12 protein-coding genes are annotated in these 12,272 nt (G+C 72.7%); all 12 read left to right on the top strand.

Translation table 11 applies throughout. From position 1 onward, the window contains the following. Positions 1–269: 269 nt before the first annotated feature. A complete protein-coding gene (locus tag ABT084_RS14240) occupies positions 270–1,100 on the top strand; it encodes a hypothetical protein (RefSeq protein ID WP_351042513.1) in 831 nt (276 codons plus the stop codon). Positions 1,101–1,247: 147 nt separating this feature from the next. Beyond that, the gene (locus ABT084_RS14235; protein WP_351042510.1) at positions 1,248–2,006 is read left to right on the top strand and encodes a GntR family transcriptional regulator; all 759 of its coding nucleotides are present in this window, start codon (positions 1,248–1,250) and stop codon (positions 2,004–2,006) included. A gap of 148 nt (positions 2,007–2,154) precedes the next feature. Further along, positions 2,155–3,276, top strand: coding sequence for a TIGR03364 family FAD-dependent oxidoreductase (locus tag ABT084_RS14230; protein WP_351042507.1), 1,122 nt, complete (start codon positions 2,155–2,157; stop codon positions 3,274–3,276). Between the two features lie 176 nt (positions 3,277–3,452). After that, entirely contained in the window at positions 3,453–4,133 is a 681-nt protein-coding gene (locus ABT084_RS14225) for a phosphonatase-like hydrolase (RefSeq protein WP_502968932.1), read from the top strand. Further along, positions 4,130–5,200, top strand: a complete 1,071-nt coding sequence (locus tag ABT084_RS14220; protein ID WP_351042502.1) for an ABC transporter ATP-binding protein — start codon at positions 4,130–4,132, stop codon at positions 5,198–5,200. The genes ABT084_RS14225 and ABT084_RS14220 overlap by 4 nt, the downstream gene beginning before the upstream one ends. Then, entirely contained in the window at positions 5,193–6,128 is a 936-nt protein-coding gene (locus ABT084_RS14215; protein ID WP_351042499.1) for a 2-aminoethylphosphonate ABC transporter permease subunit, read from the top strand. The genes ABT084_RS14220 and ABT084_RS14215 overlap by 8 nt, the downstream gene beginning before the upstream one ends. Beyond that, positions 6,115–6,912, top strand: a complete 798-nt coding sequence (locus ABT084_RS14210) for an ABC transporter permease (protein WP_351042496.1) — start codon at positions 6,115–6,117, stop codon at positions 6,910–6,912. Before ABT084_RS14215 ends, ABT084_RS14210 begins: the two co-directional genes overlap by 14 nt. A gap of 79 nt (positions 6,913–6,991) precedes the next feature. Next, the gene (locus ABT084_RS14205) at positions 6,992–8,050 is read left to right on the top strand and encodes a 2-aminoethylphosphonate ABC transporter substrate-binding protein (protein WP_351042527.1); all 1,059 of its coding nucleotides are present in this window, start codon (positions 6,992–6,994) and stop codon (positions 8,048–8,050) included. 181 nt (positions 8,051–8,231) lie between these two features. Then, positions 8,232–9,782 carry an alkaline phosphatase family protein gene (locus ABT084_RS14200; RefSeq protein WP_351042494.1) on the top strand — a complete coding sequence of 517 codons (1,551 nt, stop codon included), beginning with the start codon at positions 8,232–8,234 and terminating at the stop codon, positions 9,780–9,782. A gap of 145 nt (positions 9,783–9,927) precedes the next feature. Then, the gene (locus ABT084_RS14195) at positions 9,928–10,707 is read left to right on the top strand and encodes an HAD-IIA family hydrolase (protein ID WP_351042491.1); all 780 of its coding nucleotides are present in this window, start codon (positions 9,928–9,930) and stop codon (positions 10,705–10,707) included. 147 nt (positions 10,708–10,854) lie between these two features. Continuing rightward, complete coding sequence (locus ABT084_RS14190) at positions 10,855–11,463, top strand: hypothetical protein (protein ID WP_351042488.1); 609 nt, start codon at positions 10,855–10,857, stop codon at positions 11,461–11,463. 42 nt (positions 11,464–11,505) lie between these two features. After that, on the top strand, positions 11,506–12,216 hold the full coding sequence (locus ABT084_RS14185) for a class F sortase (protein ID WP_351042485.1): 711 nt from the start codon (positions 11,506–11,508) through the stop codon (positions 12,214–12,216). Positions 12,217–12,272: the final 56 nt, after the last annotated feature.

The raw sequence follows: 12,272 nt of genomic DNA, 5'->3' as shown, positions 1-12,272 counted from the left end.
CGCGCTCGTCGTGGGCGGTGGAGACGAACCAGGACTCGAAGGACGACGGCGGCAGGTAGACGCCCTGCGCCAGCATCGAGTGGAAGAAGCCGGTGCCGGGCGCCCCCACCTCGCCCCACCCCCCCACCGCCTGCGCCGATCGGGCGTATCCCCGGGTGGGTGGGGCGTGGCGGGGGGAGGGAGGTGAGGGGGGTGTGCGAGGGTGCGGCCAAGGCGGGGTGATTGTCGCTTCGTCAGATCATCGTCCGGCGAGCGAGCGAAGGCCCACTATGCGACTGCGCAAAGCCCTTGCCCTCACCGCGGTCCTGGTCGCCGTATCAGGACCGGTCGCCGTGCCCGCGGCCGCCGCGCCCGCGCCCCCCGGCGGGGGCGGCGCCCGCCCCGCGCCCGCGCTGCCCTCGCGGGCCCGGGCCAGCTGCGGCGACGGCAAGAGCGCGGCCTTCCCCATCGGGGCCCGGATCCGCGGCGGCCCGGCCGTCTACCGCAGGGGAGCCGGACCGCAGACCTGGTACCTGGACCTGACCAACACGACCGGCTCCGCATGCACCGCCATCCACCCGGTGGTCGTCTTCACGGACAAGGCGCGGGCCCTGCGCCCCGCCCACTTCCGGATGGAGTTCGAGGCGCAGGGCACCACCTTCCCCGTCAGCCTGGAACGCACCGACCGGGACGAGACCATCGCCGTGTTCGACGGCGGGGAGGCCTTCCCCGGCTTCACCGTCGGCCCCGGCGGCTCGGCCACCGTCAAGGTGCAACTGGCCTTCGCCGCCACGGCGCCCACCGGTGAGGTGGTCGCCGACGTCGCCCTCGTCCAGCGCAACGGCGACGACGGCGACTGGATCGGCGAGAGCGGCGGCTACCGGTTCTCCGTCGAGGGGCCGCAGGAACCCGTCGAGGCCGGTTTCGACGAGGGGGAGCCGGAGCACGCCGGAGCGGGGTCGCTCGCCGAGACCGGCCGGCCCGCCGCCTCCGCCCCCGCGGACCCCCATGCCCGCGAGTGGGCCTACGGCTTCGGCGCGCTCGGCGCCCTGACGGCGGGCGGCGGCCTGCTGCTCGGCGCCCGCCGCCTGCGCAGGGTCCCGCCCGGCCGTACGCCGTGACGCGGCAGCGGGTCGTGCGTCCGGCGCCGTGACGCCGTGGCGGGTCACGCGTGCGGCCACGCGTACGCCGTGACGCCGTGGCGGGTCACGCGTGCGGCCACCCCGCCCGGCCCGCCGCCCCCGCTCCCGCCCCCGTAAAGTCCGAGCGTGGAACCGACCAAGCACCGCCCCGGCTCGCCCGTCAGATCCGGCATTCCCGAGCACGGGCGCATCCCCAAGTACTACGCCGTCAAGGCCCGCATCTCCGCCCTCGTCGAGGAACTCGGTGAGGGCGGCGCGCTGCCCACCGAGCGCGATCTCGCCGAGCGCTACGAGGTGTCCCGAGAGACCGTCCGCCAGGCCCTGCGCGAGCTGCTCCTCGAGGGCCGGCTGCGCCGGGCCGGGCGCGGCACCGTCGTCGCCGGGCCGAAGCTGGAGCAGCCGCTCTCCCTCGCCAGCTACACCGAGGGGGTCCGCCGCCAGGGGCGCCGCCCCGGCCGCAACCTCATCGGGCTGGAGCAGTTCCCCTGCCCGCCCGACCTCGCGCCCGGCATCGGGGCCGAGGCCGGTGAGCCCGTCTGGCACCTGGAGCGGGTGCTGCTGGCCGACGACGAGCGGGTGGGGCTGGAGAGCACGTACATCCGGGTGGCCCGCGCCCCGCGCCTGGACGGCGAATTCCAGCCGGATTCCTCTTTCTACGGATATCTCCGGGAGCGGCTCGGCATCGCCTTCGGCGACGCCGACGAGAAGCTCGAAACGGTCCTGGCCACGCCGCGCGAGGCGCTGCTCATCGGCACTCCGCCCGCGCTCCCGATGCTGCTGATCCACCGGTTCTCGCGGGATCAGGACGGTCGGCCGCTGGAGCGGGTGCGCTCGCTCTACCGTGGCGACCGGTTCAGCTTCACGACCCATCTGCGCCCCGAATAGCGGGGATCGAAGCACGCGATAACCGGACCAAAGGGGCTCAGTAACATCACAGAACGGTAACGGGTCTGGTCCAAGAGTCGAGGGCTGTTCACCGTCGTGTCGTCTGCCGGATCCCCCAGGTCCATGGGGCCCGACCACCGTTGGCCCGGTGAGAGTCATAGTCATCGGAGGCGGCGTGGTCGGCACCATGCACGCCTGGCAAGCAGTCGAACGCGGCCACGAGGTCGTCCAGATCGAGCGCGAAGCCGAGGCGCGCGGTGCCTCACTGCGCAATTTCGGCCAGATCTGGGTCAGTGGACGGGCCGGTGGTGCGGAGCTCGACACCGCGCTGCGGGCCCGCGAACTCTGGGAGCGGATCGGTGAGCGGGTCCCCGGCCTGGGCTTCCGCGCCATCGGATCCCTCACCCCGGTCCGCAACGCCCGCGAGTACGCGGTCGCCGAGGCGGCCGTCGCCCGCCCCGACGCCGCCGCCCGTGGCTACGAACTGGTCACCGCCGCCGAGGCGCGCGAGATCAACCCCGCCTTGCGCGGCGCCTTCGAGGCGGCCCTGTGGTGCGAGCGGGACGCGGCCGTCGAGCCGCGCACCGCGCAGCTCCACCTCCGCGAGGCCCTCAAGGCCTCCGGCCGCTACACCTTCCTCCCCGGGCGCGAGGTCCGCGAGGTCACCGGCCCCGGCGCCGTCCGCGACGACCACGGTGACGTCCACCGCGGCGACGCCGTCGTCCTGGCCACCGGCGCCTGGCTGTCCGGCCTGGTCCGCGAGCTGGCCCCGGACCTGCCCGTGCGCCGGGTCCGGCTCCAGATGATGCAGACCGAACCGCTCGGCGAGCCGCTGACCACCTCCGTCGCCGACGCGGACAGCTTCCGCTACTACCCGGCGTACCGGAGCGAGGCCCTCGACGCGCTCAACGCCGAGCAGGCGCAGGCCCCGGTCGCCGCCGCGCACAAGATGCAGCTCCTGATGGTCCAGCGCAGCGACGGCGGCCTCACCATCGGCGACACCCACGAGTACGAGCACCCCTTCGCGTTCGACACCCTCGAAGAGCCCTACGGCCACCTCACCGGGGTCGTCGAGTCCTTCCTGGGCCGCCCGCTGCCGAAGATCCGGCACCGCTGGGCGGGCGTGTACGCGCAGTGCACCGACACCACCCGGGTCGTCCACCGCGAGCAGGTGCGGGACGGCGTGTGGCTGGTGACCGGACCCGGCGGCCGGGGCATGACCTGCTCGCCCGCCATAGCCGAAACCACCGCGAACGAACTGGGCTGGTAACCGACATGGGCGACACCATCACCAACAGCACCACCGACATCAACCCCACCACCGACATCAACCCCACCACCGACATCAACCCCACCACCGACATCAACCCCACCACCGACATCAACCCCACCACCGACATCAACACCATCACCCCCGCGCTCCGCCACGACCTCGTCGTCCTCGACATGGCGGGCACCACCGTCGCCGACGGCGGCCTCGTCGAGCGCGCCTTCGAGCGCGCCGCCGAACGCCTCGGCGTCGAGCCCGGCTCCGCCGACCACGCCGCCAAGCTCCAGTACGTCCGCGACACCATGGGCGAGTCGAAGATCTCCGTCTTCCGCCACCTCTTCGGTACGGAAGACCTCGCCCGGCGCGCCAACACGGCCTTCGAGGAGGCGTACGGCGAGCTGGTCGACGGCGGACTGATCGCCCCGCTCCCCGGGGCCCGCGAGACCATCGAGCAGCTCCGCGCCGAGGGCCGCACCGTCGTCCTGACCACCGGCTTCGCCCGCGTCACCCAGGACGCCATCCTCGACGCCCTCGGCTGGCGGGACCTCGCCGACCTCACCCTGTGCCCCGCCGACGCGGGCGGCCGCGGGCGCCCGTACCCGGACATGGTGCTGGCCGCGTTCCTGCGCACCGGCGCGGTGGACGACGTACGCCGCACGGTCGTCGTCGGCGACACCGCGTACGACATGCTCAGCGGGCAGCGGTCGGGCGCGGGGATCGTGGCCGGCGTGCTCACCGGGGCGCACGACCGCGCGGCCCTCACCGCGCACGGCGCGACCCACGTCCTCGGTTCGATCGCCGAACTCCCCGCGCTGCTGGGCCCGCTGGCCCAGCTGACGCCGGAGTCCGCCGCGTGAGCGGCATCCGTTTCGACGCGGTCTCGGTCGCCTACGGGCCCACCACCGTCCTGGACTCCCTCGATCTGAGCGTCGAGCCCGGCGAGGTCATGGCGCTGCTCGGCCCCTCCGGTTCCGGCAAGACGACGGCGCTGCGGGCGGTCGCCGGGTTCGTACGTCCCCGCTCGGGCCGGGTGTTCATCGGCGACCGGGACGTCACCGCGCTCCCGCCGCACAAGCGCGGCATCGGCATGGTCGTCCAGCAGTACGCGCTCTTCCCCCACATGCGGGTCGAGGACAACGTCGCCTTCGGCCTGCGGGCCCAGAAGGCGCCCAAGGCCGAGATCCCCGGGCGGGTCGCGCAGGCCCTGGAGATGACGGGCATGGCGGCCTACGCCAAGCGGTACCCGCGCGAGCTGTCCGGCGGCCAGCAGCAGCGCGTGGCCATCGCCCGCGCGCTGGCCATCCGTCCCGGGGTGCTGCTGCTCGACGAGCCGCTGTCGGCGCTCGACGCCCAGCTGCGCTCCGGGATGCTCGCCGAACTGGCCCGACTGCACCGCGAGCTGCCCGACGTATCGATTCTGTACGTCACCCACGACCAGGTCGAGGCGCTCACCCTGGCCGACCGGATCGCGGTCATGGACCGGGCGCGGCTCCAGGACTGCGGTACCCCGCAGGAGCTCTACCGCGCGCCGCGCACCGAATTCACCGCCTCCTTCGTCGGCAACGCCAACCTGCTCCCGGTCACCGTCGCCACCGGGGGCGCGCTCTTCGCCGGGCGGACCCTGGACCTCGACCCGGGGCGCGCGGCGCCCGGCGCGAGCGCCACCCTGTGCGTGCGCCCCCACCTGCTCGCCCTCGGCGACGGGCCCAACGCCCTGACCGGCAAGATCACCGAGGTGCAGTGGCGCGGCTCGACGCACCGGCTGTACGTCGAGGTGGACGGCCACCGCATCAAGGCGGACCTGCCGGAGCTGCGCGAGACCCCGGCGCTCGGCGACCACGTCACCCTGCACTTCGAACCCCGCGACGCGGTCCTGCTGTCGGCGGGGGTCTCCGATGGGTCGGCGGGGGTCTCCGATGGCTGACACCACCGCGCCCGTACACCCGGCTCACGCCGAGGTGGAGGCCGAGGCCGAAGCCGACACCACCGCCGCCGAGGCCGACGCACCGCCGCCCGCCGCCGCGCGGTGGCGCACGCCGCCCCCCTGGGTGTGGTCCCTGCCGCCCGTCGTCGTGCTGGCCCTGGTCTTCCTCTACCCCCTCGGGCTGGTCGTCCAGCAGTCCTTCACCCCCGACAACGGCGGCGGCGCCCTCGACGCCTACGCCAAGGTCTTCGCCTCCACAGCCTTCCGCGACGCCCTCGGCACGACCGTCTGGCTGGCCGTCGGAGCCACCGTCGGGTGTCTGGCGCTCGGCTTCGCGCTCGCGCTGGTCATCGCCTTCGTGCCCTTCCCCGGGGCGAGGGCGGTCGCCCGGTTCATCGACGTCTTCCTCTCCTTCCCCTCCTTCCTCATCACCCTCGCGCTGCTGTTCCTCTACGGCACGGTCGGGATGGCGAACGGGGCCTGGACCGACGTCACCGGCGCGGCGGAGGGCCCCTTCCACTTCCTCACCACCCCGTGGGGCGTCCTCCTCGCCGAGATCACCTACCTCACGCCCTTCGTGATGCGCCCGCTGCTCGCCGCCTTCTCCCAACTGGACACCGCGCAGCTGGAGGTGGCCTCCTCGCTCGGCGCGAAGCCCGGCCGGATCATCCGGAAGGTGATCCTCCCCGAGGCCCTGCCGGCGCTCGGCGCGGGCGGCAGCCTGGTGCTGGTGATGTGCCTCAACGAGTTCGGGATCGTCCTGTTCACCGGGGCCAAGGACGTCACCACGCTGCCGATGCTGATCTACGGCAAGGCCATCCTCGAATCCGACTACCCGGCCGCCTGCGTGGTCGCCGTCGTCAACATCGTGATCTCCGTCGGCCTCTTCGGCCTCTACCGGGTGGTGAGCAAGCGTGCTGGTGCATAGCAAGTCCGGCCGCTGGGCCGCCTGGACGGGCTTCGGCCTCTTCTTCCTGCCGCTGTTCGCCCTGCCCCTGCTCGTGGTGGTGGCGGCCTCCTTCAGCACCCACTGGTCCGGAGCCTTCCCCTCCGGCCCGACCGCCGAGAACTACGCGGCCGCGGTCCGGGGCGAATCCCTCCAGGCCCTCACCACCAGCCTGATCACCGCCCTCGCCGCCAGCCTGCTCGCGCTGACCGCCGGCACCTGGGCGGCGCTGGCCGCCGCCGGGCTGAGGAAGCGCGGGAAGCGGTCCCTGGACGCCCTGTTCATGCTGCCGGTCGCCGTGCCGTCCGTGGTCGTGGGCCTCGCCGTGCTCGTCGCCTTCAGCCGCCCGCCGGTGCTGCTCAACGGCACGAGCGGCATCGTCATCCTGGCGCACGCGATTCTTGTCACGGCGTTCGCCTACCAGTCGGTTTCAGCCGCGACAGTACGTCTGGATCCGGCCTACGAGCAGGCGGCGGCCAGCCTCGGCGCCCGCCCCTCGTACGTGCTGTGGCGGGTGAAGCTGCCGCTCCTGCTGCCCTCGCTCACCGCCGCCGCCGGGCTCTGCTTCGCCCTGTCCATGGGCGAGTTGAGCGCCACGATGATGCTCTACCCGCCGGACTGGATGCCCCTGCCCGTCCGGATCTTCACCGCCACCGACCGCGGTTCGCTCTTCAGCGGCTCCGCCCTCGCCGTGGTGCTCATGGGCGCCACCCTGCTGGTGCTGCTGGCCGTCGGCCGCGTCCGCACCAGAGCCTCGTACCGCTGAGCGGTACTTCCCCCCTCCCGAAGGAAGCCCAATGTCCCGCGTGTCCCGTGCATCCCGCTTGTCCCGCCTGCCCCACAGCCTGCTGCGCCCGCTCGTCGCCCTCACCGGCTGCCTCGCCTTCGGCGCGACCCTCACCGCCTGCGGCGGCTCCTCCGCCGCCGACTCCGGGAGCGGCGAGAAGGTCGTCACCGTTTACAGCGCCGACGGCCTCAAGGGCGAGAAGGGCGACGGCTGGTACGACAAGGTCTTCGCCGACTTCACCAAGAAGACCGGCATCACCGTGAAGTACGTCGAGGGCGGCTCCGGCGAGATGGTGCAGCGCGCCGTCCGCGAGCAGTCCAACACGCAGGCCGACGTCCTGGTCACCCTGCCGCCGTTCATCCAGCAGGCCGACGGCAAGGGGCTGCTCCAGTCGTACAAGCCCCAGGGCTCGGACAAGGTCAACGGCGCCGGCAAGGCCGCCGACGGCAAGTGGACCTCGGTCGTCGACAACTACTTCGGCTTCGTCTACAACAAGAAGGAGCTGACCGAGGCCCCCAAGACCTGGGAGGAGCTGTTGGACGGCAAGTTCAAGGGCAAGCTCCAGTACTCCACCCCGGGCGTCGCGGGCGACGGCACCGCCGTGCTCATCAAGTCGATGCACGACTTCGGCGGCAAGGACGCGGCGATGGAGTACCTGAAGAAGCTCCAGGCCAACAACGTCGGCCCGTCCTCCTCCACCAGCAAGCTCGCGCCCAAGACGGACAAGGGCGAGATCCTGGCCGCCAACGGCGACGTCCAGATGAATTTCGCCCAGTCCAAGTCCATGCCGAACCTGGGCATCTGGTTCCCGGCCAAGGACGGCGGCAAGCCCACCACCTTCGCGCTCCCCTACGCCGCGGGCCTGATGACCAAGGCCCCGCACAGCGAGAACGGCAAGAAGCTCCTCGACTACCTCCTCACCGAGGACGCCCAGAAGCTGGTCAGCGAGGTCGGCGGCGGATTCCCGGCCCGCGGTGACGTCAAGCCGACCGACGCCAACGCGATCGAGCTGACCAAGATCATGACCGGCGTCGAGGTCTTCGAGCCGGACTGGGCCGACATCGACAAGAACCTCTCCTCGTACGTGGACGCGTGGAAGTCGGCCACTGGCAGCTGACCGGAAGCCGGTCGGTCACGTCGGCGTCACCCACTCGCGGAAGAGTGACGTTTGCATAACGGGTCTGGTCCATAGGGTCAGCCCCACCGCCCCACCGCCCCACCGCCCCACCGCCCCTTCGCCCCACCGCCCCACCGCCCCACCCCCGGTCTTCCCCTTCGCTTACTCCCTGGAGGAGTACGTGTCCCCTGTCCTGCCCGGACGCGCCCTCGCCGTGGCGGCCACCGCCGCGGCCCTGCTCGCCGCCGCCGCCCAGACCGCTCCGGCGGCCCCGGCCCCGGCCGCGCCCGCCACCGCAGCCCCGGCGGCCGCCGCGGCCGCCGTCAACAAGGTCCTGGTCATCGGGATCGACGGCACCGTCCTCGACCGCGTCAAGGTCGCCGACGCCCCGAACCTCAACGGCCTGATGGCCCAGGGGCTCACCGCGCGCAGCACCCTGTACGCGAACCCGATGGCCGCGACCTCCTCCGGCCCCGGCTGGTCCACCATCGCCACGGGCGTCTGGCCCGACAAGCACGGCGTGAAGGACAACTCCTTCACCGGCAAGAACTACACGGCCTACCCGGACTTCCTCACCCGCGCCGAGAACGCCGACCCGGCGCTCAACACCTACGCGGCCGCCGACTGGGAGCCCATCACCTCCACCGACCAGAACGGCCCGATCTTCTCGCCCAAGGTGGACAAGCGCCTCTCCCTCAAGGGCGACCGCGACGGCTACGGCAGCGAGGACCCGAAGATCGCCGCCGCGGCCTCGGCCGAACTGCGCGACCAGAACCCCGACGCCGCCTTCGTCTACTTCGGCGAGATCGACCACGCCGGTCACGCCTCCGGCGCCGCCAGCCAGGAGTACCTGAACACCATCGGCCGCGTGGACAAGCTCGTCGGCCAGCTCCTCACCGCCGTCCAGGCCCGCCCGACGTACGGCCAGGAGAACTGGAAGATCCTGGTCACCACCGACCATGGGCACACCGACGCGGGCGGCCACGGCGGCTCGACCATCCAGGAGCGCGGCACCTTCGTCATCGCCAAGGGTGCGGGAATCCCCGCCGGTTCGGTCCGCAGCGACGTACGCCTCGTCGACGTCGCGGCCACCGCGCTCCAGCAGGTCGGCGTCTCCACCGCCGGACTGGACGGCGTACCGCTGGACGCCCCGGACAGCGACCCCTTCGACACCCTGCGCCCGAACCTCCAGGCGCGCGTGGACGAGACCGGCATCCCGGCGGGCGTGAAGGGCTTCACGCACACCCCGCCCGCGGGCTGGGCCGTCGACAACTCCAAGATGGGCACGGGCGGTGTCAGCGAATGGGCCGGATGGGCCTTCGCCACCGACGAGTTCTGGAGCCAGTCCCAGCGTGACCAGTGGCGCGAGCTGAACGTCCGCTCGCGCGACGTCTTCGCGGTCGCCGACTCCGACGAGTGGGACGACAAGAGCCACACCGGCACCTTCGACTCCACCCTCGTCACCCCCAAGTGGGCCGTGACCGGCGGCACTACGAAGACCCTCGCCTTCCAGACCCACTACCGCCACGAGGCCGGGCAGACCGCCCAGGTCCTCGTCTCCTACAACGGCGGCGCCCCGGCCGTGGTCAAGAGCTACACCGCGGACGCCGTCGCCAAGAGCGAGGCCCTCTCCCTCCAGGTCCCGGCGGGCGCCACCGACGTACAGGTCCGCTTCCGCTACAGCGGCACCAACAACTGGTACTGGACCGTCGACAACGTCACGCTCGGCTGACGCATCCCCGCAGGTCACCGCACGCGGTGGCCGGGTCGTGGACGCCCGGAGCGTCCGCGGCCCGGCCCGCGTAGGGTGGTAGAGACCAGCGGATCACGGTCAGCGGCCTCCGCAGCGGAGGCCTCCGAGAGCGGAGAACAGTCCAGTGGCAGAGCGCAAGCCGATCGAATCCTGGCTCACCGACATGGACGGGGTCCTCATCCACGAGGGCATTCCGATCCCCGGCGCCGATGTCTTCATCAAGCGGCTGCGCGACTCGGGCAAGCCCTTCCTGGTCCTGACCAACAACTCCATCTACACCCCGCGCGACCTCCAGGCACGCCTCCAGCGCATGGGCCTGGACGTCCCCGTCGAGAACATCTGGACCTCGGCGCTCGCCACCGCCAAGTTCCTCGACGACCAGCGCCCCGGCGGCACGGCCTACGTCATCGGCGAGGCCGGACTCACCACCGCCCTGCACGACATCGGTTACATCCTCACCGACCACGAGCCCGACTACGTGGTGCTGGGCGAGACCCGCACGTACAGCTTCGAGGCGATGACCAAGGCCGTCCGCCTGATCAACGCCGGTGCCCGCTTCATCTGCACCAACCCGGACGAGACCGGCCCCTCCGCCGAGGGCCCGCTGCCGGCCACGGGCGCCGTCGCCGCGCTGATCACCAAGGCCACGGGCAAGCAGCCGTACTTCGCGGGCAAGCCGAACCCGCTGATGATGCGCACCGGCCTCAATGCCATCGGCGCGCACTCCGAGACCAGCGCGATGATCGGCGACCGGATGGACACCGACGTCCTCGCGGGCCTGGAGGCGGGGATGCAGACCTTCCTCGTGCTGACCGGCCTGACGTCCGAGGCGGACACCGAGAAGTTCCCGTACCGCCCCACCCGGACCGTCCCCTCGATCGCGGACCTGGTCGACCTCGTCTAGGCCGGTCGGTCTCGTCTAGGCCGGTCGGCCTCGTCCCGCCGATCCACCTCGTCCAGGTGTACGTCTGACACGTACGGGCCAAACGCGCGCCGCTCCGGATGCGGAGCGGCGCGCCGCGCGTGAACCTCCTTGATGAGGAGGTTCACCATGCGCAGTGCTCTGATCGCTCTCCGTGTCGCCGGGGTGGCCGTCGCCCTGACGGCCGTCTCCGCCGTGACCACCGTGACCGCGCCCCTCGCCCTCGCCAACGGGGACGAACGCGGCAGCGTCTCGGCCGATCCCGACCCCGCCCGCCCGGGAGCGCAGGTCAAACTGCGCGTCCGCGGCTGTGACGGCGACTGGGCGTCCGCCACGTCGTCCGCCTTCGTCTCCGAGATCCGCCTCAGCCGGGGCCACGGGGACCACCGGGAACTGTGGGGCGACGCCCACATCCGCTCGGACGCCTGGTCCGGCCGCCACGAGATCCGCATCCGGTGCGACGACCGCGAGGACCGGGTGCGCGGCTCGCTGGAGGTCGAGCACCACCAGCCCTCGCACCACTCCACCCCGATCTGGCCGGTCCACGCGGGCGGCGGCGGGATGGCCGCCGAGCTGGCCGCCGCGCCCCCCGCGACCGCCACCACCGCCAAGAAGGACCACGCCGCGGGCGGCCCCGGCCTGCCGCACACGGTGATCGGCGCGGTGCTCGCCGCCGCGGCGACCCTCGCCGTCGCGGGCCGCGCCCTGGCCCTGCGCCGCCGCCGCAGCGGCGAGTGAGGGCTGCGCGGTGACGGCGCAGTGGCGCGTGGGGGCCGCGCGGTGACGGCGGAGCAGAAGGCCTCCGGCGGCGGGCGGCTGCTGACCGCCGCCGCCTGGACGGTCCTGGTGCTGGGCCTGTGGCTGTGGGGCCGCGAGATCACCGGCGTGCCCGGGGGCCCGTACGCCCAGCCCGGCCTGATGGCGGCCCCGGGTCTGCCCGCCCCGCACGCCCCGCTCCCGGCGCCCGCCACGGCCGGGCCGCCGCGGCGCGTGGACGTGCCCTCCATAGGTGTCCAGGCCCCGGTGATCACCCGGGGCCTGGACGCCGAGGGGGCGATCGAACCCCCGCCGTACGACAAGCCGGGCACGGTGGGCTGGTGGTCGGGCGGGGTGCAGCCGGGCGCCGCGGGCACCGCGCTGCTGGTCGGCCATGTGGACACCGAGTCGAAGCCCGCCGTGTTCTACGGGCTCAGCTCGGCGCAGCCGGGCGGCAAGGTGCGGGTGCTGCGGGCCGACGGGATGGCGGCCGAATTCACCATCGACGACATCCAGGTGTACGAGCGGGACTCCTTCGACCCGCACAAGGCCTACGGGCCGAAGGTGCCGGGCCGGGCGGAGCTGCGGCTGGTGACCTGCGGGGGTTCGTACGACAAGGCGGCGAAGCGGTACACGGCGAACGTGGTGGTGTCGGCGTATCTGACGGCCACGGTGAAGCCGGCCGAGCCGTCGGCGCCCGGGTCCTCCCCGGCCACCGCCGCGGTGAGCGGCTGACACGGCTGACACGGACGCGCGGCCGCCGCGGTGCAAAGCGAAGAAGCCCCTCGCGT

This window comes from Streptomyces sp. NPDC002138 (assembly GCF_040296485.1).
Taxonomy (GTDB): Bacteria; Actinomycetota; Actinomycetes; order Streptomycetales; family Streptomycetaceae; genus Streptomyces.
This window is presented reverse-complemented; position numbering and strand designations above follow the sequence as displayed.

Bases quoted from the DNA above. Each gene is read 5' to 3' on its own strand.
- ABT084_RS14240 (WP_351042513.1), top strand. From the start codon at position 270: ATGCGACTGCGCAAAGCCCTTGCCCTCACCGCGGTCCTGGTCGCCGTA.
- ABT084_RS14225 (WP_502968932.1), top strand. From the start codon at position 3,453: ATGGCGGGCACCACCGTCGCCGACGGCGGCCTCGTCGAGCGCGCCTTC.
- ABT084_RS14215 (WP_351042499.1), top strand. From the start codon at position 5,193: ATGGCTGACACCACCGCGCCCGTACACCCGGCTCACGCCGAGGTGGAG.
- ABT084_RS14190 (WP_351042488.1), top strand. From the start codon at position 10,855: ATGCGCAGTGCTCTGATCGCTCTCCGTGTCGCCGGGGTGGCCGTCGCC.